Source organism: Pseudomonas linyingensis, from assembly GCF_900109175.1.
GTDB lineage: Bacteria > Pseudomonadota > Gammaproteobacteria > Pseudomonadales > Pseudomonadaceae > Geopseudomonas > Geopseudomonas linyingensis.
In genome coordinates this window covers 178,765-202,993 of sequence record NZ_FNZE01000002.1, presented here as the reverse complement: position 1 = coordinate 202,993, position 24,229 = coordinate 178,765, and the positions used below count along the sequence as shown (strand labels likewise).

The window sequence follows — 24,229 nt, the reverse complement described above, 5'->3', positions numbered from 1 at the left end:
GTGCTCAGCCCAGCAGAGACGCCAGGTCGAGATGCGCCGCCACCGCCGCCGGGCTGGCTTCGGCCAGGCGCGGCACGCGGCCGAGACAGGGCGCCGCCAGGCGCTCGGCCAAGGTGGCGAGGTTGTCGTCGAGGCGCGAGGTGGCCGGATCGACCACGTTGGCCACCCAGCCGGCCAGAGTCAGGCCGTCGCGGGCGATGGCCTCGGCGGTCAGCAGCGCATGATTGATGCAACCAAGGCGCACGCCGACCACCAGGATCACCGGCAGCTGCAGCGCCACGGCCAGATCGGACAGGCTCTCGCCGCCGGTCAGCGGTACCCGCCAGCCGCCGGCGCCTTCGACCAGGGTGAGGTCGGCGCCGCGCGCCAGTACCTTCTGCACATGCGGCAGCAGCGCGGCCACATTCAACTCGACGCCCACCTCGCGCGCCGCCAGGTGCGGGGCGATGGCCGGCGCGAAGGCGAACGGGTTGACCTCGGCATAGTCCAGCGCCAGCGAACACTCGCCGAGCAGGGCCAGCGCATCACCGTTACGCAGGCCCTGCTCGGTCATTGCGCAGTCGGAGGCCACCGGCTTGGCCGCCGCGGTGGACAGCCCGCGCTGCCGCGCGGCATGCAGCAGGCCGGCGGCCACGGTGGTCTTGCCGATCTCGGTGTCGGTGCCGGCGATAAAGAAGGCGCTGCTCAAGGCGATGCTCCTGGTCATGCGGATCTTAGGGTGGGTAACGGCGCAGCCTTATCCACCATTCAGGCAGCCCGGCGCAGCACCCCGTACACCACCTGCCAGCTGGCCGGCAGGCCGTGTGCGTCGCGGCAGCGCTCGTAGGCTTCGAGCAGCGCCAGCACCCGCGCGCGGCCGGTGAGGCCGCCGGGACGACCGGGGTTGAGGTTGTGGGCGCCGAGCGCCTTCAGCTCATGGGTCAGCTGGCGCAGGTCGCGATAGTGCAGCACGCGCCGCTCGCTGGACAGCGACAGCACCTCGAGGCCGCTGGCCGCGCACAGCGCCTGGTAGTCGGCGAACTGGCGGAAGCGGTTGACGTGGACGAAGCCGTCCACCGCCTGCCAGCTGTCGCGCAGTTCCTGCAGGGTGCCGACGCACAGGCTGCTGAAGGCGAACACGCCGCCCGGCTGCAATACGCGGTGCGCCTCGCCGAGCACGGCGGCGAAGTCGGCGCACCACTGCAGGGCCAGGCTGGAGAAGATCAGGTTCTGACTAGAAGAAGCCAGCGGCAGGCGCTCGGCATCGCCGCAGACGAACTGGCTGGCGCCGCCCAGCGGCCGGGCGTGGCGCAGCATGCCCTCGGCGATGTCGACGGCGGTGCCCTGCCCTGCGGGGAAGCGTTCGGCCAGCGCGCGGCTGAAGTGCCCGGTGCCGCTGCCCAGATCGATCCAGCGCGCCGGCTGCAGATCGGCGGGCAGGCGCGCCAGCAGCTCGGCGCCGACCGCGCGCTGCAGCTCGGCGACGCTGTCGTAGCTGGCCGCGGCGCGCGAGAAGGAGGCGGCGACCTGGCGCTTGTCCGGCAGAGTGCCGGTGGACAACTCAGTCATCGCCGGCCTCGTGGACGAACTCGGCGAGCAGCGCGGCCAGCGTCTTCGGCTGTTCGAGGACGCAGGCATGGCCGCTGCCCTCCAACAGGTCGACCTCGCCGGCCGGCAGCAACGCCAGCAGCGCCTCGGCCGCCTCGGCCGGTACCAGCGCGTCGGCATCGGCGAGCAGGTGCAGCTGCGGCCCGGCGAAACTCGCCAGCGCCGCGCGGTTGTCCAGCGTGGCCAGCACGTCGAGGCCGGCCAGCAGCTGCGCACCGTCTGGCGCCGGCAGGCCCTGCTGCAGCTGGCGGCCCAGCGCGCGGGCCTCGCTGCAGCCTTGGGCGCAGAGCATGGCAAAGCGCTTGAGGGTGGCGGCGGCATCGCTGGCGCAGCCGGCGCGGAAGGCGGCGAAGGTCTGCTCATCCATCGCATTCGGCCAACCGGCGCGGGCGACGAAGCAGGCATTGCTGGCCAGGGTCAGCAGACCCTGGCAGCGCGCGCCGCGCCGGGCAGCCAGGGCCGCGGCGAGCATGCCGCCGAGCGACCAGCCGCCCAGCCAGCAATCGGCGGGCAGGCGCGCGTCCAGCTCGTCTAGCCAGACCTCGGGATCGCTCGAGGTCAGCGCCGGCAGTGCGGCCAGCTCGGACGACAGGCCCAGCCCGTTGAGGGCATCGACCAGCGGTTGCAGCGCGGCCGGGCCGAGGCCCCAGCCGGGCAGCAGAATCAGACGGTTCATTGGTTGCCCTCCTCGCTCGGCAACAGCGCCTGGCATTCGCCCAGCGCGGCCAGCAGGCGATCGACCTGCTCGGTCGTGTGCGCGGCGGACAGGGTCACCCGCAGGCGTGCGGTGCCGGCCGGCACGGTGGGCGGCCGGATGGCGCCGACCAGCAGGCCGCGCTCGCGCAGCAGGCGGGAAAACTCGACGGCGCGGGCGCTGTCGCCGATCAGGATCGGCTGGATCGGCGTCGGGCTGTCCATCAGTTCGAGGCCCAGCGCGGCGGCGCCGGCGCGGAAGCGGGCGATCAGCGCATTCAGATGCTCGCGGCGCCAGCCCTCGGAGCGCAGCAGCTGCAGGCTCTGCAGGGTGGCGCAGGCCACCGCCGGCGGCTGGCTGGTGGTGTAGATGTACGGGCGGGCGAACTGGATCAGCGTCTCGATCAGTTCCTCGCTGCCGGCGACGAAGGCGCCGGCGGTGCCGAAGGCCTTGCCGAGGGTGCCGACCAGCACCGGCACCTCGTCGATGCCCAGGCCGAAGTGCTCGACGATGCCGCCGCCCGTGGCGCCCAGCGGACCGAAGCCGTGGGCGTCGTCGACCATCAGCCAGGCGCCCCTGGCCTTCGCCGCGGCGGCCAGCGCGGACAGGTCGGCGAGGTCGCCGTCCATGCTGAACACGCCGTCGGTCACCACCAGGCGGTTGCCCTCGGCCTTGTCCAGGCGCTTGGCCAGGCTGTCGGCGTCGTTGTGCAGGTAGCGCGAGAAGCGCGCGCCGGACAGCAGGCCACCATCCAGCAGGGAGGCATGGTTGAGGCGGTCCTCCAGCACGCTGTCGCCCTGGCCGACCAGCGCGGTGACCGCGGCCAGGTTGGCCATGTAGCCGGTGGAGAACAGCAGCGCGCGCGGGCGGCCGGTGAACTCGGCCAGCGCCTCCTCCAGCTCGTGGTGCGGCTGGCTGTGGCCGATCACCAGGTGCGAGGCGCCGCCGCCGACGCCCCATTTTTCCGCGCCCTGCTGCAGGGCGCGGATCACCTCGGGATGGTTGGCCAAACCGAGGTAGTCGTTGGAGCAGAAGGCCAGCAGCGGCTGGCCGTCGACCACCACCTCCGGGCCCTGCGGGCTCTGCAGCAGCGGGCGCTGGCGGAACAGGTTGTCCGCCCGGCGGGCGGCGAGACGGGAGGCGAGGTCGAAGGGCATGGCGGCTCGATGCTGGGTAAGGCGGGCTCCCGTAGGGGCGAATTCATTCGCCCGGCGCGGCTACGTCAGGCGAATGAATTCGCCCCTACGGGGATGGACGGATCAGACCGCGGCGGCGTCGTGGAACAGCGCACTGTTGCGCTGCTCGATCAGCGCCTCCTCGATGGCCGCCTGGTGCACCTCGTCGGCGTGCTCCTCGCGGGCCTCGGGCTGGATGCCCAGGCGGGCGAACAGACGCATGTCGCGGTCGGCGTCGGGGTTGCCGGTGGTCAGCAGCTTCTCGCCGTAGAAGATCGAGTTGGCGCCGGCGAAGAACGCCAGGGCCTGCATCTGCTCGTTCATCTGCTCGCGGCCGGCGGACAGGCGCACGTGGGACTCCGGCATGAGGATGCGCGCCACCGCCAGGGTGCGGATGAAGTCGAACGGATCGACGTCGTCGGCCTTCTCCAGCGGGGTGCCGGCCACCTTGACCAGCATGTTGATCGGTACCGACTCCGGGTGCTCCGGCAGGTTGGCCAGCTGGATCAGCAGGCCCATGCGGTCGTCCAGCGACTCGCCCATGCCGAGGATGCCGCCGGAGCAGATCTTCATCCCCGCCTCGCGCACGTAGCTGAGGGTCTGCAGACGTTCCGCATAAGTCCGCGTGGTGATGATATTGCCGTAGAACTCCGGCGAGGTGTCGAGGTTGTGGTTGTAGTAGTCGAGGCCGGCGTCGGCCAGCGCCTTGGTCTGCTCCGCGTCGAGGCGGCCGAGGGTCATGCAGGTCTCCAGGCCCATGGCCTTGACGCCCTTGACCATCTCCAGCACGTAGGGCATGTCCTTGGCCGACGGGTGCTTCCACGCCGCGCCCATGCAGAAGCGGGTCGAGCCGATGGCCTTGGCCTCGGCGGCGGCCTGCAGGACCTTCTGCACCTCCATCAGCTTCTCTTTATCCAGACCGGTGTTGTAGTGGCCGGACTGCGGGCAGTACTTGCAGTCTTCCGGGCAGGCGCCGGTCTTGATCGACAGCAGGGTGGAGACCTGCACGCGGTTGGGATTGAAGTGCTGGCGGTGCACGGTCTGTGCCTGGAACAGCAGGTCGTTGAACGGCTGTTCGTACAGGGCGCGGACCTCGGCGAGGGTCCAGTCGTGGCGCAGGGAAGCGTTGGCACTCATGGGCGGTTTCCTTGTTATGGGGCAGCGCACCCGCAGTAGAATCCCGGGGCGGCACGGATCGCCGCATATTCCATGGCCGCCTTGGGCGTTGTCAACTGCGAGGGAACGCATGGTCTACCAGTGGTTAAAAAGCAGCCAGTACTGCCTGCTCTGCGACCTGCCCACCGATACCCGCCTGCCGCTGTGCAGCGACTGCGAACGCGAGCTGCCCTGGCTCGGCCCGCATTGCCGGGTATGCGCCGTGCCGCTGCCGGCGGACGGCCTGGTGTGTGCCGGCTGCCTGCGCCGCGCGCCGGCTTTCCAGCGCGTCGAGGCGCCGTGGCGCTACGCCTTCCCGGTCGACACCCTGATCACCCGCTTCAAGCACCAGAGCGCCTGGCCGTTCGGCCATCTGCTCGCCGGCCTGCTCGCCGAGCACCTGCGCCATGCCTGGCTGGAAGGCCTGCCGCGCCCCGACCTGCTGCTGCCGGTGCCGCTGGCCCGACCGCGTCTGCGTCGACGTGGCTTCAACCAGGCCGGTCTGCTGGCGCGCTGGCTGGCCGTCGAGCTGGCGCTGCCCTGGCGCGAGGACCTGCTGCTGCGCCCGCAGGACACCGCCGCCCAGCAGCAGCTGGACGCCGCGGCACGGCGGGGCAACCTGCGCCGCGCCTTCGCCCTCGCCGACCCGACAGCCGTTACCGGCCGCCACCTGGCGCTGGTCGACGACGTGCTGACCACCGGCGCCACCGCCGAGGCACTCTCAAGCCTGCTGCTCAAGGCCGGCGCGGCGCGGGTGGACGTCTACTGCCTGGCGCGCACGCCGGCGCCGGGCTGAGCCCGCCGTGCCGATCGGCGGCCAATGCTCGACTACTCTGTCTGGCAGGGAACAGCCGAGCGCCGCCCTGGCGCCGCACGCGAGGAGAATGGCATGGCCACCCACTGCAGAGAGTGCAAGAAGGAGATACCCCGTACCGTCGGCATCTGTCCGCACTGCGGCGCCGAGATCCCCGGCGAGAGTGCCCTGGCCCTGACGCTGAAGTACGCCCTGTTCTTCGTGATTCTCGCGGTGCTGATGTTTCTCCTGTTCACCCTGGGCGGCCAGACCTAGGGTCGGGCCAAAGCGCAGCGACAAGGGGTACACTCCACGTCCATCGACTGGAGCCCGCCATGAGCCATCCCTTTGCCACCCTCACCCCCGATCTGGTGCTGGATGCCGTGGAAAGCCTCGGCTTTCTCAGCGATGCCCGCGTGCTGGCGCTGAACAGCTACGAGAACCGCGTCTATCAGGTGGGCATCGAGGGCGAGACGCCGCTGATCGCCAAGTTCTACCGCCCGGCACGCTGGAGCGACGCCGCGATCCGCGAGGAGCATGCCTTCAGCTTCGAGCTGGCCGAGCACGAGGTGCCGGTGGTGGCGCCGCTCCTGCGTGACGGCGAGAGTCTGTTCGAGCACGCCGGCTTTCGCTTCGCGCTGTTCCCGCGCCGCGGCGGCCGCGCGCCGGAGCCGGGCGACCTGGACCAGCTGTACCGCTTCGGCCAGCTGCTAGGGCGGATGCACGCCATCGGCGCCAGCCGGCCGTTCGCCCACCGCGAGGCGCTGACGGTGGACAACTTCGGCCACGAGTCGCTGGCCACCCTGCTGGAAGGCAACTTCGTGCCGCGCAGCCTGCTGCCGGCCTACGAATCGGTGGCCCGCGACCTGCTCGCGCGCCTCGACGCGCTGTTCTCCCGCATCGACTACAGCTCGATCCGTCTGCACGGCGACTGCCATCCGGGCAACCTGCTGTATCGCGACGAGCGCTTCCACGTGGTCGACCTCGACGACTGCCGCATGGGTCCGGCGGTGCAGGACCTCTGGATGCTGCTGGCCGGCGAGCGCCAGGAACGCCTGCTGCAACTGGCCGAGCTGATCGACGGCTACCAGGAATTCCACGACTTCGCCCCTCGCGAGCTGGCGCTGATCGAGGGCCTGCGCAGCCTGCGCCTGATGCACTACAGCGCCTGGCTGGCGCGGCGCTGGGACGATCCGGCGTTCCCCATGAGCTTCCCCTGGTTCGGCAGCGAGCGTTACTGGGGCGAGCAGATCCTCATGCTGCGCGAGCAGTTGGCGGCGCTGGACGAGGAGCCGCTGCGGCTGTTCTGAGTCGGCGTCAGGAAAGGTTTACAGCTAGCTTCGCCACCTGCCGGCCGCCCACAGCGGCCACGGCAGACAGCCCGCAAACCCATGCACTAGAATGGCGCACCATTTTATTTAGCTTCCTAAATATTGGAGCGTCCATGAGCACCGCCAATCCCCGCCGCGGCTACGCCCTCGGCTTGACCGCCTACGTCATCTGGGGCCTGTTTCCTCTCTATTTCAAGGCACTTGAACAGATCCCCGCCCTCGAGATCGTCGTCCACCGCGTGCTCTGGTCGGCTATGGGCGCCGTGCTGTTGCTGCTGGTGTGGAAGCATCCGGGCTGGTGGCGCGAGCTGCGCGCCCACCCCAGGCGCCTGGCCATGCTGGCGCTGTCCGGACTGCTGATCGCCTGCAACTGGCTGATCTATGTGTGGGCGGTGAACAACGGCCACATGCTCGAGGCCAGCCTCGGCTACTACATCAATCCGCTGGTCAACGTGCTGCTCGGCCTGCTGCTGCTCGGCGAGCGCCTGCGCCGCCTGCAGTGGCTGGCCGTGGCCCTGGCCGCCAGCGGCGTGGCGCAGCAGGTCTGGCAGCTCGGCAGCCTGCCCTGGGTATCGCTGCTGCTGGCGCTGTCCTTCGCGTTCTACGGGCTGATCCGCAAGCAGGCGCCGGTGGCGGCGCTGCCCGGCCTGGCGGTGGAAACCTGGATGCTGCTGCCGGTCGCCCTCGGCTGGCTGTGGCTGAACCCCACGGCGGCGAGCAGCCAGGCAGACTTCTGGGACAGCTCGCAGGGCTGGTGGCTGGCCATGGCCGGACCGGTGACGCTGATCCCGCTGATCTGCTTCAACGCCGCCGCGCGCCACCTGCCCTACGCCACCCTGGGCTTTCTGCAGTACCTGGCGCCGACCCTGGTGCTGCTGCTGGCAGTGTTCCTCTACGACGAGCCGCTGGCGCCGGCCAACCTGCTGGCCTTCGCCTGCATCTGGGCGGCCCTGCTGGTGTACAGCCTGGACATCTGGCGAGTCCTCCGCCGCAGCTGATCACTTTCTGAACGATGCCCTGCAGGCCACGCCCGCCGTGGCCTGCAGGGCATTGCCCCAAGGTTATCCACACACTGATCCCCGCCGGATGTGCACAAGCCCGGGCGCGCGGACTGGTCAAGAAATCGCCAACGCCCCGCCAGCGCCCGGCCGCGCTGGGCCCTGGCGATCCATCCCGAGCTTATCCACAGGCTGGTCCCCCGCAATCGTGGACAAGTCGAGGAAAAATCGCCCCGTCACGCCCTGTACGAAATTCGACCATATCGCCACAGACCCCGTGCCTGCTGGCCTGCAGCAATGTGCACGCAGCTTGTCCACAGCCTGGCCCACGTCGATTGTGGACAATCCTGCGCTTATCCACCGGAGCTGATAGTCAATTTGTCATGGTTGTCCCCAAGCATCGCCTGACCAATTGCACAAAAAACCGCCAGACGTCTGCAGGCCGCGCCATACATGGCCTGTAGCAAGGGCTCCAGTGGTTATCCACAACTCCATACAGCCCAGCAGTGCATAACCTCCGCAGTCCTGTACGAATATCGCACAATCCTCTGCAGGCCTTGCGGCACTAAGGCTGCAGCACTGTACCCAAGGCTTGTCCACAGGCGGGTCCACGGCAAACGGGGACAACTGTGAACAACTCACGGTGGCCGCCTGCGGCGACAGCGCCAGCCTTGTGCACAAGTGTGTTGCCCGCGCCCAGCGGCGCCTGTGTACAACTGCGCGCATCAGCCTTGGGTCGCGGTTCTCCACGACTTTTGTCGAAGGGTTGCCCGCCCTTCATACATTTCTCATCCGGCTTCATGTAGTATCCTGCGATCGGTACTACACGAACGGCGGGCCGCAGTCCGATGCGGCTCCCAAGCAGAGTGAGGCAAGCAATGACTGAACGCGTTCAAGCCGGTGGCCTGCAGGTCGCCAAAGTCCTGTTCGACTTCGTCACCAACGAAGCCATTCCCGGCACCGGCGTCAGCGCCGAGCAGTTCTGGCAGGGTGCCGACGCCCTGATTCACGACCTGGCCCCGAAGAACAAGGCCCTGCTGGCCAAGCGCGACGCCCTGCAGGCGCAGATCGACGCCTGGCACCAGGCGCGTGCCGGCCAGGCCCATGACGCCGTTGCCTACAAGGCCTTCCTGCAGGAAATCGGCTACCTGCTGCCGGAGCCCGCGGACTTCGCCATCACCACCGAAAACGTCGACGACGAGATCGCCCGCATGGCCGGCCCGCAGCTGGTGGTGCCGGTGATGAACGCGCGCTTCGCCCTCAACGCCGCCAACGCCCGCTGGGGCTCGCTGTACGACGCGCTGTACGGCACCGACGCGATCAGCGAGGAAGACGGTGCCGAGAAAGGCAAGGGCTACAACCCGGTGCGTGGCGCCAAGGTCATCGCCTTCGCCCGCGACTTCCTCAACGAAGCCGCACCGCTGGAAGGCGCCTCCCACGTCGACTCCACCGGCTACCGCATCGAAGGCGGCAAGCTGGTCGTCAGCCTGGCCAACGGCTCGACCACCGGCCTGCAGAACCCGGCCCAGCTGGTCGGCTTCCAGGGCGATGCCAGCGCGCCGCAGGCCGTGCTGCTGAAGAACAACGGCATCCATTTCGAGATCCAGATCGATCCGACCAGCATGATCGGCAAGACCGACGCGGCCGGCGTGAAGGACGTGCTGATGGAAGCCGCGCTGACCACCATCATGGACTGCGAAGACTCGGTCGCCGCCGTCGATGCCGACGACAAGGTCATCGCCTACAAGAACTGGCTGGGCCTGATGAAGGGCGACCTGGCCGAGGAAGTGGCCAAGGGCGGCACCACCTTCACCCGCACCATGAACCCGGACCGCGTGTACAGCGCCGTGGATGGCAGCGAGCTGACCCTGCACGGCCGTTCCCTGCTGTTCGTGCGCAACGTCGGTCACCTGATGACCAACGACGCCATCCTCGACAAGGACGGCAACGAGGTGCCGGAAGGCATCATGGACGGCCTGGTCACCAGCCTGATCGCCCTGCACAACCTCAACGGCAACACCAGCCGCAAGAACACCCGCACCGGCAGCGTGTACATCGTCAAGCCGAAGATGCACGGCCCGGAAGAAGCCGCCTTCACCAACGAGCTGTTCGGCCGCGTCGAGGACGTCCTCGGCATGACCCGCAACACCCTCAAGGTCGGCATCATGGACGAGGAGCGCCGCACCACGGTCAACCTCAAGGCCTGCATCGAGGCCGCCAAGGAGCGCGTGGTGTTCATCAACACCGGCTTCCTCGACCGCACCGGTGACGAGCTGCACACCTCCATGGAAGCCGGCGCGTTCATCCGCAAGGGCGACATCAAGGGCGCCAAGTGGATCAGCGCCTACGAGAACTGGAACGTCGACATCGGCCTGAAGGCCGGCCTGTCCGGCCGCGCGCAGATCGGCAAGGGCATGTGGGCCATGCCCGACCTGATGGCCGGCATGCTGGCGCAGAAGATCGCCCACCCCATGGCCGGCGCCAACACCGCCTGGGTACCATCGCCGACCGCCGCCGCACTGCACGCCCTGCACTACCACAAGGTCGACGTGTTCGCCCGTCAGCAGGAGCTGGCCCAGCGCGAGCGCGCCTCGCTGGACGACATCCTGACCATCCCGCTGGCGCCGAGCGTCAGCTGGAGCGCGGAAGAGATCCAGAACGAGCTGGACAACAACGCCCAGGGCATCCTCGGCTACGTGGTGCGCTGGATCGACCAGGGCGTAGGCTGCTCCAAGGTGCCGGACATCAACGACATCGGCCTGATGGAAGACCGCGCCACCCTGCGCATCTCCAGCCAGCACATCGCCAACTGGCTGCGCCACGGCGTGTGCTCGGTCGAGCAGGTGATGGAAACAATGAAGCGCATGGCGCTGGTGGTTGACCGCCAGAACGCCGAAGACCCACTGTACCGCCCGATGGCACCGAACTTCGACGACAACATCGCCTTCCAGGCGGCCGTCGAGCTGTGCGTCGAGGGCACCAAGCAGCCCAACGGCTACACCGAGCCGGTGCTGCACCGCCGTCGCCGCGAGTTCAAGGCCAAGAACGGTCTGTAATACCGCGTCGGCACGGATGCCGACTCCGGGAGCGCCCTGCGCTCCCCACCACAACGCGCCGCGCTCCTCCGGGAGGCGGCGCGTTGTGCTTTGTGGGCCTGCCCTGCCAATGGCTGATTGCCAGCCAGGCGACGCACGGTTAGCGTGGCGCCATGGGTACCTGACAGCCCCATTCGGAGACTGCCATGCGTCGCTTACGTTTTCTCCTCGGCCTGCCGCTGCTGTTCGGCGGCGCGGCTGCCCAGGCCGCCGACTGCGGCCCGCTGCTGGAAGGCAGCCTGCCGGCCCTGCGCGGCCAGCAGACCATCGACCTCTGCCGGTTCGCCGGCAAGCCATTGCTGGTGGTCAACACCGCCAGCCACTGCGGCTTCACCGGCCAGTTCGAAGGCCTCGAGGCGCTCTACCAGCGCTACAAGGGCCAGGGCCTGGAAATGCTCGGCGTGCCCTCCGACGACTTCCATCAGGAAGCCGACGACAGTGCGGAAACCGCCAGCGTCTGCTACGTCAACTACGGTGTCACCTTCAGCATGAGCGCCGCGCAGAAGGTCACCGGTGACGCGGCCATCCCGCTGTTCCGCAAGCTCGCCGCACAGAGCGGCGCGCCACGCTGGAACTTCTACAAGTACGTGATCGACCGCCAGGGGAAGGTGGTGGCGCGCTTCTCCAGCATGACCCGACCGGACGATGCGAAACTGATCGCGGCCGTGGAACAGGCCATCGCCTCGCAGCCCTGAACGAGGCGTCCCCGGCGCAGATCAGGGGCTGCGCCGGGCCCCGCGCGAATCATCAACGGACGCCCCCGGAGAACAACAAGATGAGCAAGAACGATGGTTTCGCGGCGGTCGGCAAGACCGCCGTGATGCAGAACATCCAGGGCACCATGCACTTTCTGCTGCGCTATGCCCCGTTCAACCAGATGGAACTCAGCCATCTGGCGCAAATGGTCGAGCAGTGCCGGCTGCGCTTCTATGCCGCCGGCGATCCCATCGTCGGTCCCGGCGACGGCACGATCGAGGATGTCTACATCGTCAAGCAGGGGCTGGTGCTGGGCCAGCGCCCGACCCAGAGCGGCGATGGCCTGGAGACCACCCAGGAGATCGCCCCGGGCGAGTGCTTCCCGGTGGCGGCCATGGTCAGCGAGCGGGCCACCCGCAGCCACTACATCGCCGCCGAGGACACCTTCTGCCTGCAGCTCGGCCGCGCCGCCTTCGTGCGCACCTACAACCAGTCGGAAGCCTTCCGCGACTTCGCCCTGCGTGGGGTCAGCAGCCTGGTGGGCCAGGTGCACCAGCAGGTGCAGCTGCAGGCCGCAGAAACCCTCGGCGCCCAGTATTCGCTGGAAACCCGCCTGAACATCCTCGCCTCCGCCAACCCAGTGACCTGCCGCAGCGGCATCAGCCTTCGCGCGGCGGTGAAGCTGATGCACGAGCATCACGTCGGCAGCCTGGTGATGGTCGACGACAGCGACTATCCGATCGGCATCTTCACCCTGCGCGACCTGCGCCGGGTGATCGCCGATGGCAGCGGCGACCTGCAGCAGCCGCTCGACGAACTGATGACTCCCGACCCCATCCACCTGCCACCGACCGCCACCGCCTTCGATGCCGCGCTGACCATGACTCGCAAGCAGATCGCCCACATCTGCGTGGTGGAGATGGGCCGCCTGGTCGGCGTGCTGTCCGAGCGCGACCTGTTCTCGCTGCAGCGGGTCGATCTGGTCCATCTGGCGCGCACCATCAGCGCGGCCCCGCATATCGACAGCCTGGTCGAGCTGCGCGAGGAGATCGCCCACCTGATCGACAACATGCTCGCCCACGGCGCCAACCCGGAGCAGCTGACCCATATCATCACCCAGCTCAACGACCACACCGTGGCGCGGGTCATCGAGCTGATGATCGAGGAGCACGGCGACCCCGGCGTGCCCTTCACCTGGCTGGTATTCGGCAGCGAAGGGCGCCGCGAGCAGGCGCTGCTCACCGACCAGGACAACGGCATGCTGTTCGAGGCCGGCAGTCCCGAAGAGGCCGAGCAGATCCGCCAGCGCCTGCTGCCCCTGGCGCGCAGGATCAACGAGGCCCTGGATCGCTGCGGCTTCACCCTGTGCAACGGCAACATCATGGCCAGCAACCCGGAGCTGTGCCTGTCGCGCCAGGAGTGGCTGCGCCGCTTCATGGGGATCATCCAGAACCCGACCCGCGACAACCTGATGCACTCGTCGATCTTCTTCGATCTGCGCTCGGTCTGGGGCCCGAGCGAAGGCTGCCGGCAGCTCAGCGAGGCGCTGCTGCAGATGATCGAAGGCAACAGCCTGTTCCAGCACATGATGGCCGCCAACGCCTTGCGCCATCCGCCGCCCATCGGCCGTTTCCGCGACTTCATCGTCGCCAGACTCGGTGCCGACAAGGACACCCTGGACCTCAAGGTGGAGGGCCTGATGCCCTTCGTCGAAGGGGTACGCATCCTCGCCCTGGCCCATGGCATCAGCGAGTGCAACACCCTTGAACGCCTGCGTCAGCTCGGCGCGCGGGGCGTGCTGAAGCCTCAGGCTGCCGCCGCCTACGAGGAGGCCTACGACTTCATCCAGATGACCCGCATGCAACTGCATCAGCGTCAGAAACGCGCCGGCCAGCCGCTGAGCAACCGCCTCGACCCCGACACCCTGAATCAGCTGGATCGGCGCATCCTGCGCGAATCCTTCCGCCAGGCCCAGCGCCTGCAGACCAGCCTGGGGGTCAGGTACCAGTTATGAACCTGATCCGCGCCCTGTTCGCCCGACTCCAGCGCCGCCATCTGGCCCTCGACGAAGCGCAGCGCCAGCGCCTCAAGGCGCTGCCGCCGCCGCCCTGCCTGGATGCCCTGCTGCACCAGCAGCGCTTCGTGGTGCTCGACCTGGAAACCACCGGCCTGAACCTCAACCGCGACATTGTCATCTCGATCGGCGCGGTCACCATCGAGGACGGAGCCATCGACATGGCCCAGCAGTTCGAATGCACCCTGCGCCGCCAGGTCAAGGTCAACGAGGCCGTGCTGATCCACGGCATCGCCCCCAGCGAGCTGGCCGCCGGCCAGCCGCCGGCCGAGGCCCTGCTCAGCTTCATGGAGTTCGCCGCCGACAGCGTGATGCTGGCCTTCCACGCGCCCTTCGATCAGCGCATGCTGGCCCGCGCCCTGAAGAACGAGCTGGGTTACAACCTGGAAAATCCCTTCCTGGACGTCGCCGACCTGGCGCCCATGCTGTTTCCGGAAGTGCTGACCCGGCGTGGCAGTCTGGATTACTGGATGAACTACTTCGGCATCGACATCGCGCAACGCCATCACGCCTCGGCGGATGCCCTGGCCACCGCGGAAATCGCCCTGATCCTGTTCAACCGGGCCCAGCGCATGGGCATCGAGCGGGTCGAGGAGCTGGCCCAGCGGGCCAGGTACTGGCAACGTGCCCGCCAGGCCGCGCTCGGCTCGATCTGAGTGCTGCGCCTGATCCTGCAGGGCTGGCTTGCTGGCTCCTGCAGGAAACCCGGCCCCCGACTCAGCTGCTGATGTGGTAGCGCATCGCGAACAGCTTCTTGAAGTCCTTGACGATGTGCAGGGCATCGCGCAGCAGGTCGCGCTCCAGCTTGTTGAGCTTCTGCAGATCGATGGTATTGGGCGTCCTGTCCAGGCCTTCTTCACTGGCTTCGACCCGCTGCATCTGCTGGTTCAGGCGCAACTGGATGAAAATGGACAACGCCTCGCCAAGGTTCTCGCCCATGGCCTTGTCCATTCGCCCCATCGCCACCAGCGCCTCGATGCGCTTGAAGGTATTGGTCTCCAGGATGCGCTGCTCCAGCGCCATGGTTCTTACCCCGTGGACGATGGGGAAGATGCCGCCCTTCTTGACGTCCAGCTGCTCCTTGTCCTTCAGGTTGCCGAACAGGGTCAATGGGGTATCGAAGCTCAGCGCGGCCTTGGCAAAGTGCGAGAAGAAGATGTCGTTACTGTGCACCCGGCGCAGGAAGGCATTTCTCGCCACCTTGAACAGGGCGATGTTGCCGGCAATCGGTTTGCTGTCCACGGCAATCGCCAGATTCATCACCGACAGGCCATCGCAGTTCTGGCTCCACTGGGTCAGCTTGCGCGCCCATTCGTCGATCGAGTTCACCCACTCGGGATTGGACACCATGATGTTGCCCGGGCAGGGCGGAAAGCCGAAGCTGATCAGCGTCTCGCTGAAGTGGCGCATGGTATCCATCAGCCCTGGCCACTCCAGACCGTTGCGCACCAGCAGCGCATTGTCCTGGTCGGTCTTCATGATCTGCTCGCCGCGCCCTTCCGAGCCCATCACCATCAGGCAGACGTGGGGACGCATGTCGCTGGGGATGATCAGATCGAACAGCTTGGAAATGATCCGCCCATTCATGGCGGCCAGCAGCTTCATGGTGAAGCGGATCTTCACCCCGGTCGAGATCAGCGCCCGAATCAGGTCGGTGAGCCCCAGCGCCGCCTCGCGCAGCTCCTCGAGCGTGTTGGCGCGCTCGACCCGCAGGCCGATGACGTGGGAGTGGCTGGAGAAGTGGCTGAGCACATCGGTCAGCTCGACCAGCCCGACCAACCGGTGGTTTTCGCCCATGACCACGACGCGCTCGATCTGATGCTGGGTCATCAGGATCAGCGCATTGAACAGGTAGTCTTCCGGGTCGGCGGTGATCAGTCGATAGCTGGCGATTTCGCAGACATCGGTTTCCAGCGGCATGCCCTTGAGGACCACCGCATCGAGCAGATCCGTCCGGGTCACCATGCCATGACGACTTCTCTTCTGCGCCAGCAGGCAGTCTGACTTCATCTCGCGCATGAGGCGTGTCGCCTCATGCAGACTGGTCCCCTCAGGAACGATCAGCGGCTCACGAATCAGGCCATCGCTGATTCTTGCCAGCATGAACTCGGCCATGTCCTGGCCCTGCCCATGCTGGGCTACGATTTCCCTTTTGGCGCTCAGATTCTGCTGGAAGTAATCGGCAAACAGATGGTTGCTGGTCATCAACTCCAGCAGGATGCTGGTAGGCAGGACATGGCAGACGGTTTCCTCGACCGCCACGAAGTTGTGAATCGCCACGCCATTGATCGCCGACCAGCCGCCGAAATAATCCTCGTCCTCGTAACGCACGAAGACATGGCTGGCCAGCGGCTTGCCATCCGCGTCCGGCTCGCTCACATCGCTTTCCGCGACCCGTCCCGTGGCGATGATGAATACGCCCTGCGGCGGCTTGCCCGCCTCGATGATCACCTCGCCCTTCTGGAAGCAGGCGGTCTCGAGGTTATCGTTCACCAGGGCCTGCTCGCGGGCATCCAGCAGACTGAAGGGCAGGTTATCCATCTTGAACGAATCAGACATGGCAAGCGCTCCGCTTTAATTATGGTTCCTGTCCGCTATTCGCAGCGGCAAGCCTGCCCAGCCTCGCCATCCTGCAGGCAAGCAGATGCATGAGCATGATTAAAGCGACAAAGGCGGGAGGTGTCACGCATCAATGCCAGGCACTGCGGATGCCGTTCCGGCAGGCGCGGATACGGCCTCAGTCGCCTGACCGGAGTCGACTGAACAAGTTGCAGCACGTGGATGCAGCGCAGCGGCTGAACGCCCAAACCGGGCGCTGTCGTCAGCCGACACTGCCAAGGCTGCTGGCGGTCAGGCGACCGCCATTGCATCCTGCGGCCGGATCAGTTGCCCGGGGAGGCCTGCAGACCGTTGGGCTCGCAGATGGCCCGGTAGAGCGGTGCATTGATATCCAGCTTGGTCAGGGTCTCGAACTTGGCCTGTCCGGCCTCGTTCAGGCTGAACATCACCTTCTCGCTGCAGAGCAATTGATGAGCGCCGCTTTTCACGGTGGACATCAGATGATGCTTTTCAAAGCGGTACAGGACGAAACGCCCCATGCGTCCCTGGCTGGTTTCCTCGATCTGCGCATTGGCGGAATCAAGCACCGTATAGGACAGCGGCATCGGGAACAGGGCAGTCCAGGGGCGCCAGAGCATGTCGCCGGTTTCGCTGGCCACCACCAGCGAGCCTGCCGGCAGTTGCGCCTGCTTGGTATCGAACCAGGTGTATTCGTAGTGGATGGTATAGGTGAGCATGCCCAGACCGGCGAATGCCGGAATGATCCACTTCGGCAGCCACTGGCGCGTCAGACTGCGCAGTATCAATGCGATCCCCGCACCCGCCAGGGCAGCGCAGATTGCGGCAATCAGATGCCATATCATATTCAGTTCCTTCAAAAGAATCGGGCTTCCAATTGGAAGCCCGATATCTGTTTCAACCGTGGTTCAGATTATTAATCTGACTTCTGGTTTCATTATCACTTAGTGGTCCAGAGCGGCGCCAGCGCCTTTCGGAGTACGCACGCTCTCTACCAGGTCCTGCACTGCCTTCGGCGGAGCATCGGTAACCAGCGACACGGCGTAGGCCACGGCGAAGTTGATGATCGCACCGACGGAACCGAAGGCCTGCGGGGAGATGCCGAACAGCCAGTTATCCGGAGTGTTGGCGAAGGTCGCAGTGCCCGGAATGAAGAACCAGCCCAGGTACATGAAGATGTAGACGATGGTGACCAGCAGGCCGACAGTCATGCCTGCGATCGCGCCCTTGTCGTTCACGCGCTTGGAGAAGATACCCATCATCAGCGCCGGGAACAGGGTCGCTGCCGCCAGACCGAAGGCCAGAGCCACTACCTGTGCCGCGAAGCCCGGAGGATTCAGGCCCAGCCAGGTGGCCAGCAGGATCGCCACCGCCATGGAGATCCGGGCCGCCTTCATTTCGCTCTCTTCGCTGATCTTCGGATTGATCAGAGTCTTGATCAGGTCATGACTCACAGCGGAGGAGATGGCCAGCAGCAGACCGGCAGCGGTGGACAGTGCAGCGGCGATGGCGCCCGCAGCGATCAGACCGATGACCCAGCCCGGCAGGTTGGCGATTTCCGGGTTGGCCAGCACGATGATGTCGTTGTTGACGGTCAGCTCGTTGCCGTTCCAGCCACGCTCGGTAGCGGTTGCCTTGAAGGTGGCGTTGGCGTCGTTGTAGAACTGCACGCGGCCATCGCTGTTCTTGTCTTCCCACTTGATCAGACCGGTTTCTTCCCAGGTCTTCACCCACTCAGGACGCTCTTCATAGGCCAGAGGAGCAGCCTCGGTACCCTGCGGGTACACGGTGGTCATCAGGTTCAGGCGCGCCATGGAGGCCACGGCCGGAGCGGTGAGGTACAGCAGGGCGATGAAGATCAGGGTCCAGCCAGCGGACCAGCGAGCATCAGCTACCTTCGGTACGGTGAAGAAGCGGATGATGACGTGTGGCAGACCAGCGGTACCGATCATCAGCGACAGGGTGAACAGGATCATGTTCAGCTTGTTGTCGGTGTCGGCGGTGTAGGCGGCGAAGCCCAGGTCGGTGACCACGGCATCCAGCTTGGCCAGCAGCGGCTCGCCGGATTCGACGTGGGTACCGATCATGCCCAGCGACGGAATCGGGTTGCCGGTCAGCTGGAAGGCGATGAACACCGCCGGGATGGTGTAGGCGATGATCAGTACCACGTACTGGGCAACCTGGGTGTAGGTGATGCCCTTCATGCCGCCGAATACCGCGTAGGCGAACACCACGGCTGCGGCGATCCAGATGCCGGCCGAGTTGCTCACTTCGAGGAAGCGGGAGAAGGCAATACCGGCACCAGCCATCTGACCGATTACGTAGGTCAGGGAGATCAGCAGCAGGCAGATGACCGCGGCCAGGCGTGCGCCACGACTGTAGAAGCGGTCACCGATGAAGTCCGGTACGGTGAACTTGCCGAACTTGCGCAGGTAGGGCGCCAGCAGCATGGCCAGCAGTACATAACCACCGGTCCAACCCATCAGGTAGACGGAGGTGGAGTAGCCACCGGCAGCGATCAGACCAGCCATGGAGATGAAGGACGCTGCGGACATCCAGTCGGCCGCAGTGGCCATACCGTTGGTTACCGGGTGCACGCCGCCACCGGCGACGTAGAACTCCTTGGTCGATCCGGCGCGTGCCCAGACTGCGATACCGAAGTAGAGAGCGAAGGACGCCCCCACGAATAGCATATTGATTACAAATTGGCTCATGCTGGCTTACTCCTCAACGCCGAATTGCTTGTCCAGTTTGTTCAGCCGCCACGCGTAGTGGAAGATGATCGCAATGAACGTGATGATCGAGCCCTGTTGAGCGAACCAGAAGCCCAGGTCCGCCCCACCGACTGAGATATTCATCAGCATCGGGCGCAAGAGGATGCCAAAACCAAATGAGACCAGAGCCCATACCACCAGGCTCCATGTGATGAGGCTAACGTTCGCCTTCCAGTACGCAGCAGCATTCGCTTTATCGTCTGCCATCGCCTTTCTCCGTTTTGTTTTTATTACAGGTGAAAGAAACACACATATTGAATCTAACAAAGTGCCACTACAAAAAGAAAGCCCCGACTTTAGTCTCAAGGAAGCGCCAAAAAACTCTTCCCGATCGGCTCAGCCAGGCCACTCCTCGCCGCTACCGCGCCCCGGCAAGCCTGACGTAGAGCATTGCCAGGCCGAGATGGGCCGGCAGGCACGCATCACGCCCCAAGCATCTCCCACCCAAGCAGCAAGGCGCTCGCCCGATCGGCCCGCAGGCGACCGGGTTGTCCATGCGCAGTCCCTGCGGCTCCAGCCGCTGCCGATGCCAGCCCGGAACTGACGCTGGCCATCCCGGCCCGCGCGCCCGCTGCACACTTATCTGGCCGGTTGCTGCGCGCCGCCATACAGGATGAACCTGAAGAATCGGGAATCATGGCCGCAGCACTACAATATCCCGCAGACAAGAAAACAATATTCATTGAAATATGAAAACGCACCACACACAACTCAAGGCCTTGCCAACCATTAACATCAACAAATCACAATCTCTCGACCAGAATATTTATTAAACAACCAAAAACACAGCAACAACCATTCAATTAAAAATCGCGCACAGCCTAAAAAAGCCAACAAAATATCTTCAGCACTATTAACAAAGAAACCTGCACGGGCTTCCAGGACCATTACAGAAGCACTGCCGACCGCCTGCCAGCGGCGGCACCTGGACGCCAGCCTGTTACACTGTCCATCCATGTGCTCATACAGACCCGACACCGTGACCGACGCCTTCTCCTCCCTGCCACTGCCCGCCAGCCTTCTTGCCAGTCTGGACGCCGTTGGCTACCGGCAGATGACACCGATCCAGGCGCAGAGCCTGCCACTGATCCTCGCCGGTCACGACCTGATCGCCCAGGCCAAGACCGGCAGCGGCAAGACCGCCGCCTTCGCCCTCGGCCTGCTAGCGCCGCTCAATCAGCGCTACTTCGGCTGCCAGGCGCTGGTGCTGTGCCCGACCCGCGAACTGGCCGACCAGGTGGCCAAGGAAATCCGCCTGCTGGCGCGCGGCGCCGACAACATCAAGGTGCTGACCCTGTGCGGTGGCGTGCCCTTCGGCCCGCAGATCGGCTCGCTGGAGCATGGCGCGCACATCGTCGTCGGCACCCCGGGGCGCGTCCTCGAACACCTGCGCAAGGGCACCCTCAAGCTCGACGGCCTCAACCACCTGGTCCTCGACGAAGCCGACCGCATGCTCGACATGGGCTTTGTCGACTCGATCAGCGAGATCATCGAGCAGACCCCGACCAAGCGGCAGACCCTGCTGTTCTCCGCCACCTACCCGGAAGGCATCGAGCAGTTGGCCGCGCGCTTCATGCGCAAGCCGCAGCGCATCGAGCTGGAGTCGCAGCACGATGACAGCCAGATCGAGCAGCGCTTCTACGAAGTCGACCCCGACCAGCGCATGGAGGCGGTGGCCCGCCTGCTGCTGCACTTCCGCCCGGCCTCCAGCGTGGTGTTCTGCCATACCAAGCTGCAGTGCCAGGAAGTGGCGGCGATGCTCAACGCGCGCAAGATCTCCGCACTGGCCCTGCACGGCGACCTCGATCAGCGCGAGCGTGACCAGGTGCTGGCGATGTTCGCCAACCAGAGCTGCTGCGTGCTGGTGGCCACCGACGTGGCCGCGCGCGGTCTGGACATCGACACCCTGGAGGCGGTGATCAACTTCGAGCTGGCGCGCGACCCGCAGGTGCACATCCACCGCATCGGCCGCAGCGGCCGCGCCGGCGCCAAGGGCCTGGCCCTGTCGCTGGTGGCGCCGAGCGAGGCCAACCGGGCCACTGCCATCGAGGCACTGCAACAGGCGCCGCTGAACTGGGCCAGCCTGGACAAGCTCAAGCCGCTGGGCGACGAGCGCCTGCTGCCGCCGATGACCACCCTGTGCATCAATGGCGGGCGCAAGGACAAGCTGCGCGCCGGCGACCTGCTCGGCGCCCTCACCGGCGAAGACGGTCTGCCCGGCGCACGCATCGGCAAGATCACCCTGTACGACTACAACGCCTACGTGGCGGTCGAGCGCGAGCTGGCCCGAGACGCGCTGCAGCGCCTGAGCGAACGCAAGGTCAAGGGGCGCAGCTTCAAGGCCCGCATTCTCTGAGTCCGCCACCGCTCGTCGGCGCCTGAGCGCCGACTGCACGGCGACGCGCTTTCTCCCGGCGCCCCCGGCGGCCAGTGGCTACAGTTGAGGCATGGCAATCGGCCATGACGGAGTTGTTGTGCCCTTCCGGCACCGCGACGCCGCTAACCGCGACGGGATTCACGAGCCACTCCATGCACCACGCATCCAGCCGGAGCGCCCGCCCGCCCGAGCCGGTACGGGCGGTTGTCCGTCCCGCTGGGGGGCTCGTGTTGCGGCTGCTCAGCCTGCTCCCGCTGCTCGCCCTGCTGGCGCTGCCCGCCGTCGGCCAGTCGGCCCTGACACCCCTGCTGGAGAATGGCCACGCCCTCGACTCCGACAGCGCCACCGTCCTGCTGGCGCTGTACTTCGGCATGCTGCTGGGGCTGATCGGCTACAACCTGCTGCTGTTCCTCGCCCTGGGCGAGCGCAGCACCCTGCTCTATGTCCTGTTCGCGGCCAGCTTCGTCGGCGCCATGCTCGGCGTCAGCGGTCTCGGCAACCAGTACCTGTGGCCGCCGGGGGGAGCATGGGACAGCCACGCCCTGCCGGTCTTCATCACCCTGGCCAATATCTTTGCGCTGCTGTTCGGTCGCAGCTTCCTCGATACCGTGCGCCAGGCGCCGCGCTGGGACCGTCTGCTGACCCTGGACATCGCGATCCTCCTGGCCATCGCCCTCGGCAGCCCGCTGTTGCCGGTCCAGCCGTTGCTGCACGCCCTCGCGCTGCTCAGCGCCGGCAATCTCCTGCTGCTGTCGCTCTGCGGCTTCGACGGCATGCTGCGCCGGGTGCCGGCAGCGCGTATCTTCGTCGCCGCCTGGCTGCTGCTGCAGGGTGGCGCGCTGCTGCTGGCGCTGCGCATCGTCGGCCTGCTGCCGTCGAACCCCCTCACCAGCAACGCCCTGCTGCTCGGCTCGGCGCTGCACATGCTGCTGCTGTCCTACGCCCTGGCCGCGCACCTCAACGCCCTCAAGCTCGAGAAGAACGCCGCCCAGGCGCACAGCCTGCGGGCCCTGCAGGAGCAGGAGCAAATCCTCGAGCAGCGGGTGGCCGAACGCACCGAGGCGCTGGCTGCCGCCAATGAGCGCCTGCGCGAACTGGCCATGCGCGACCCGCTCACCGGCCTGGCCAACCGCATGGCCCTACGCCAGCATCTGGAGCAGGCCTGGCAGCGGGCGCGCCGGCGCCACGAGATGCTCGCCGTGCTGCTGCTCGACCTCGACGGCTTCAAGCCGGTCAACGATTGCCATGGTCACGAAGTCGGCGACCAGTTGCTGATCGAGGTCGCCCGCCGCCTGCAGGCCAGCGCCCGCACCACCGATCTGGTAGCGCGCCTGGGCGGCGACGAGTTCGTGCTGATCTGCGAAAGCATCGGCAGCCCGCAGCAGGCCCAGGCACTGGCCGGGCGCATTCTCGACGCCCTCAGCCAGCCCTTCCTGCTGGGCACGCTGAGCATCCGCATCGGCGCCAGCATCGGCATCAGCTTCGGCGAGGACTGTGGCACCGGCAACGACCTGCTGCGCGAGGCCGACCAGGCGATGTACCAGGCCAAGGCCGCCGGACGCAACTGCACCCAGCTCGGCCGTCAGCACACCGAAGACCAGCCGCAGGACGCGCCGATCCCGCCGGACGAGCTCTGATCTGCGCAGGCCGGCGACGCTTTGTTACCATGCGCGCCCTTCCCGCCTGCCAGAGAACCCCGCCGTGTCCAGTCCCGCTGTTGAGACCTCCGACGTTGTGATCATCGGCGCCGGCGCCGCCGGCCTGATGTGCGCGCTGACCGCCGCCGCGCGCGGGCGCCGCGTGCTGGTGCTGGACCACGCCAACAAGGCCGGCAAGAAGATCCTCATGTCCGGCGGCGGGCGCTGCAACTTCACCAACATGTACACCGAGCCGGCCGACTTCCTCTCGCACAACCCGCACTTCTGCAAGTCGGCGCTGGCCCGCTACACCCAGTGGGACTTCATCGAGCTGGTGTGCAAGCACGACGTGCCCTACCACGAGAAGAAGCTCGGCCAGCTGTTCTGCGACCGCAAGGCCAGCGACATCCTCCAGCTGCTGCTGGTCGAATGCGCCGAGTCTGGCGCCGAGATCCGCCTGGATACCGCCATCGAGCAGATCGAGCGCAGCGACGATGGCTACCGACTGGCCACCAGCGCCGGCGAGGTCGCCTGCCAGTCGCTGGTGATCGCCACCGGCGGCCTGTCGATCCCGACCCTCGGCGCCAGCGGCTTCGGCTACCAGATCGCCCGCCAGTTCGGCCACAACGTGCTGCCGACCCGCGCCGGCCTGGTGCCGTTCACCATCACCGACCCGCAGCTCAAGGCGCTGTGCGCCGAGCTGTCCGGCACCTCGGTGGACTGCATGGTCAGCTGCAACGACAAGAGTTTCCGCGAGAACCTGCTGTTCACCCACCGCGGTCTCAGCGGCCCGGCGATGCTGCAGATCTCCTCCTACTGGCACAGCGGCGACAGCCTGGAAATCAACCTGCTGCCCGATCGCGACGCGCTGGACTGGCTGACCGGCCAGCAGGCCGAGCGGCCGAACATCGAGCTGAAGACCCTGCTCGGCGAGGTGTTCACCAAGAAGATGGCCGGCCTGCTCTGCGAGCTGTGGTGCGCCAGCAAGCCACTCAAGCAGTACACCCCGGGCGAACTGCAGGCCGTCGCCACGCAGCTGTCCGCCTGGCGGCTGGTGCCGGCCGGCACCGAGGGCTACCGCACCGCCGAGGTCACCCTCGGCGGCGTGGACACTCGCGAGGTGTCGTCGAAGACCATGGAGTCGCAGAAGGCCCCCGGGCTGTACTTCGTCGGCGAGGTGCTCGACGTCACCGGCCACCTCGGCGGCTTCAACTTCCAGTGGGCCTGGGCCTCGGGGCATGCTGCCGGGGAAGTGGTGTAACGCGG

The 24,229-nt window shown here is 66.5% G+C and carries 20 protein-coding genes; 11 read left to right on the top strand and 9 right to left on the bottom strand.

What is annotated here, in order from left to right; genetic code table 11:
• Positions 1-4 precede the first annotated feature (4 nt).
• From bioD to bioB, 5 genes are all read right to left on the bottom strand, one after another.
• Positions 5-688: a dethiobiotin synthase gene (bioD, locus tag BMZ19_RS03395; RefSeq protein ID WP_244517092.1), complete on the bottom strand. Its 684-nt coding sequence runs from the start codon at positions 686-688 to the stop codon at positions 5-7.
• A 59-nt stretch (positions 689-747) separates the two neighbouring features.
• The gene (gene bioC, locus BMZ19_RS03390) at positions 748-1,548 is read right to left on the bottom strand and encodes a malonyl-ACP O-methyltransferase BioC (protein WP_090306858.1); all 801 of its coding nucleotides are present in this window, start codon (positions 1,546-1,548) and stop codon (positions 748-750) included.
• The gene (locus tag BMZ19_RS03385; RefSeq protein WP_090306855.1) at positions 1,541-2,263 is read right to left on the bottom strand and encodes an alpha/beta fold hydrolase; all 723 of its coding nucleotides are present in this window, start codon (positions 2,261-2,263) and stop codon (positions 1,541-1,543) included. The genes bioC and BMZ19_RS03385 overlap by 8 nt, the downstream gene beginning before the upstream one ends.
• Positions 2,260-3,438, bottom strand: coding sequence for an 8-amino-7-oxononanoate synthase (bioF, locus tag BMZ19_RS03380; protein WP_090306852.1), 1,179 nt, complete (start codon positions 3,436-3,438; stop codon positions 2,260-2,262). Before bioF ends, BMZ19_RS03385 begins: the two co-directional genes overlap by 4 nt.
• Before the next feature lie 102 nt (positions 3,439-3,540).
• On the bottom strand, positions 3,541-4,593 hold the full coding sequence (bioB, locus tag BMZ19_RS03375) for a biotin synthase BioB (RefSeq protein WP_090306850.1): 1,053 nt from the start codon (positions 4,591-4,593) through the stop codon (positions 3,541-3,543).
• A gap of 109 nt (positions 4,594-4,702) precedes the next feature.
• Between bioB and BMZ19_RS03370 the strand changes: the two genes are divergently transcribed.
• The 8 genes from BMZ19_RS03370 to BMZ19_RS03335 all read left to right on the top strand — a co-directional run bounded on the left by BMZ19_RS03370 (position 4,703) and on the right by BMZ19_RS03335 (position 14,254).
• The gene (locus tag BMZ19_RS03370) at positions 4,703-5,407 is read left to right on the top strand and encodes a ComFC family protein (protein WP_090306847.1); all 705 of its coding nucleotides are present in this window, start codon (positions 4,703-4,705) and stop codon (positions 5,405-5,407) included.
• A gap of 93 nt (positions 5,408-5,500) precedes the next feature.
• Positions 5,501-5,680 (top strand): hypothetical protein, encoded by a 180-nt coding sequence (locus BMZ19_RS03365; protein WP_090306844.1) that lies wholly within the window; start codon positions 5,501-5,503, stop codon positions 5,678-5,680.
• Between the two features lie 59 nt (positions 5,681-5,739).
• Positions 5,740-6,714 (top strand): serine/threonine protein kinase, encoded by a 975-nt coding sequence (locus BMZ19_RS03360; protein ID WP_090306842.1) that lies wholly within the window; start codon positions 5,740-5,742, stop codon positions 6,712-6,714.
• Between the two features lie 134 nt (positions 6,715-6,848).
• Entirely contained in the window at positions 6,849-7,733 is an 885-nt protein-coding gene (gene rarD, locus BMZ19_RS03355) for an EamA family transporter RarD (RefSeq protein WP_090306839.1), read from the top strand.
• 878 nt (positions 7,734-8,611) lie between these two features.
• Positions 8,612-10,789 (top strand): malate synthase G, encoded by a 2,178-nt coding sequence (locus tag BMZ19_RS03350; RefSeq protein ID WP_090306837.1) that lies wholly within the window; start codon positions 8,612-8,614, stop codon positions 10,787-10,789.
• Positions 10,790-10,974: 185 nt separating this feature from the next.
• Positions 10,975-11,523: a glutathione peroxidase gene (locus BMZ19_RS03345; RefSeq protein WP_090306834.1), complete on the top strand. Its 549-nt coding sequence runs from the start codon at positions 10,975-10,977 to the stop codon at positions 11,521-11,523.
• A gap of 80 nt (positions 11,524-11,603) precedes the next feature.
• Positions 11,604-13,538, top strand: a complete 1,935-nt coding sequence (locus BMZ19_RS03340; protein WP_090306832.1) for a putative nucleotidyltransferase substrate binding domain-containing protein — start codon at positions 11,604-11,606, stop codon at positions 13,536-13,538.
• Positions 13,535-14,254, top strand: coding sequence for a 3'-5' exonuclease (locus tag BMZ19_RS03335; protein WP_090306828.1), 720 nt, complete (start codon positions 13,535-13,537; stop codon positions 14,252-14,254). Before BMZ19_RS03340 ends, BMZ19_RS03335 begins: the two co-directional genes overlap by 4 nt.
• A gap of 61 nt (positions 14,255-14,315) precedes the next feature.
• Here the strand turns inward: BMZ19_RS03335 and BMZ19_RS03330 are convergent, their stop codons facing one another.
• From BMZ19_RS03330 to BMZ19_RS03315, 4 genes are all read right to left on the bottom strand, one after another.
• On the bottom strand, positions 14,316-16,157 hold the full coding sequence (locus BMZ19_RS03330) for a putative nucleotidyltransferase substrate binding domain-containing protein (RefSeq protein ID WP_090306825.1): 1,842 nt from the start codon (positions 16,155-16,157) through the stop codon (positions 14,316-14,318).
• A 323-nt stretch (positions 16,158-16,480) separates the two neighbouring features.
• Positions 16,481-17,020, bottom strand: a complete 540-nt coding sequence (locus BMZ19_RS03325) for a hypothetical protein (protein ID WP_090306822.1) — start codon at positions 17,018-17,020, stop codon at positions 16,481-16,483.
• 99 nt (positions 17,021-17,119) lie between these two features.
• Positions 17,120-18,889 carry a sodium:solute symporter family protein gene (locus BMZ19_RS03320; RefSeq protein WP_090306820.1) on the bottom strand — a complete coding sequence of 590 codons (1,770 nt, stop codon included), beginning with the start codon at positions 18,887-18,889 and terminating at the stop codon, positions 17,120-17,122.
• 6 nt (positions 18,890-18,895) lie between these two features.
• A complete protein-coding gene (locus tag BMZ19_RS03315) occupies positions 18,896-19,156 on the bottom strand; it encodes a DUF4212 domain-containing protein (RefSeq protein WP_090306817.1) in 261 nt (86 codons plus the stop codon).
• Between the two features lie 748 nt (positions 19,157-19,904).
• Between BMZ19_RS03315 and dbpA the strand changes: the two genes are divergently transcribed.
• The 3 genes from dbpA (at position 19,905) to BMZ19_RS03300 (ending at position 24,224) form a co-directional block, all read left to right on the top strand.
• Entirely contained in the window at positions 19,905-21,305 is a 1,401-nt protein-coding gene (gene dbpA / locus BMZ19_RS03310; protein ID WP_090306814.1) for an ATP-dependent RNA helicase DbpA, read from the top strand.
• Positions 21,306-21,553: 248 nt separating this feature from the next.
• Positions 21,554-22,963 (top strand): diguanylate cyclase, encoded by a 1,410-nt coding sequence (locus BMZ19_RS03305; RefSeq protein ID WP_170847694.1) that lies wholly within the window; start codon positions 21,554-21,556, stop codon positions 22,961-22,963.
• A 64-nt stretch (positions 22,964-23,027) separates the two neighbouring features.
• On the top strand, positions 23,028-24,224 hold the full coding sequence (locus tag BMZ19_RS03300) for a BaiN/RdsA family NAD(P)/FAD-dependent oxidoreductase (protein WP_280142141.1): 1,197 nt from the start codon (positions 23,028-23,030) through the stop codon (positions 24,222-24,224).
• The last annotated feature ends 5 nt before the right edge of the window (positions 24,225-24,229 follow it).

Bases quoted from the DNA above. Each gene is read 5' to 3' on its own strand.
- rarD (WP_090306839.1), top strand. From the start codon at position 6,849: ATGAGCACCGCCAATCCCCGCCGCGGCTACGCCCTCGGCTTGACCGCC.
- BMZ19_RS03340 (WP_090306832.1), top strand. From the start codon at position 11,604: ATGAGCAAGAACGATGGTTTCGCGGCGGTCGGCAAGACCGCCGTGATG.
- BMZ19_RS03350 (WP_090306837.1), top strand. From the start codon at position 8,612: ATGACTGAACGCGTTCAAGCCGGTGGCCTGCAGGTCGCCAAAGTCCTG.
- BMZ19_RS03320 (WP_090306820.1), bottom strand. From the start codon at position 18,889: ATGAGCCAATTTGTAATCAATATGCTATTCGTGGGGGCGTCCTTCGCT.
- BMZ19_RS03335 (WP_090306828.1), top strand. From the start codon at position 13,535: ATGAACCTGATCCGCGCCCTGTTCGCCCGACTCCAGCGCCGCCATCTG.
- dbpA (WP_090306814.1), top strand. From the start codon at position 19,905: ATGTGCTCATACAGACCCGACACCGTGACCGACGCCTTCTCCTCCCTG.
- BMZ19_RS03325 (WP_090306822.1), bottom strand. From the start codon at position 17,020: ATGATATGGCATCTGATTGCCGCAATCTGCGCTGCCCTGGCGGGTGCG.
- bioF (WP_090306852.1), bottom strand. From the start codon at position 3,438: ATGCCCTTCGACCTCGCCTCCCGTCTCGCCGCCCGCCGGGCGGACAAC.
- BMZ19_RS03330 (WP_090306825.1), bottom strand. From the start codon at position 16,157: ATGTCTGATTCGTTCAAGATGGATAACCTGCCCTTCAGTCTGCTGGAT.
- BMZ19_RS03385 (WP_090306855.1), bottom strand. From the start codon at position 2,263: ATGAACCGTCTGATTCTGCTGCCCGGCTGGGGCCTCGGCCCGGCCGCG.
- BMZ19_RS03315 (WP_090306817.1), bottom strand. From the start codon at position 19,156: ATGGCAGACGATAAAGCGAATGCTGCTGCGTACTGGAAGGCGAACGTT.
- bioB (WP_090306850.1), bottom strand. From the start codon at position 4,593: ATGAGTGCCAACGCTTCCCTGCGCCACGACTGGACCCTCGCCGAGGTC.
- BMZ19_RS03345 (WP_090306834.1), top strand. From the start codon at position 10,975: ATGCGTCGCTTACGTTTTCTCCTCGGCCTGCCGCTGCTGTTCGGCGGC.
- BMZ19_RS03370 (WP_090306847.1), top strand. From the start codon at position 4,703: ATGGTCTACCAGTGGTTAAAAAGCAGCCAGTACTGCCTGCTCTGCGAC.
- bioC (WP_090306858.1), bottom strand. From the start codon at position 1,548: ATGACTGAGTTGTCCACCGGCACTCTGCCGGACAAGCGCCAGGTCGCC.
- BMZ19_RS03360 (WP_090306842.1), top strand. From the start codon at position 5,740: ATGAGCCATCCCTTTGCCACCCTCACCCCCGATCTGGTGCTGGATGCC.
- BMZ19_RS03365 (WP_090306844.1), top strand. From the start codon at position 5,501: ATGGCCACCCACTGCAGAGAGTGCAAGAAGGAGATACCCCGTACCGTC.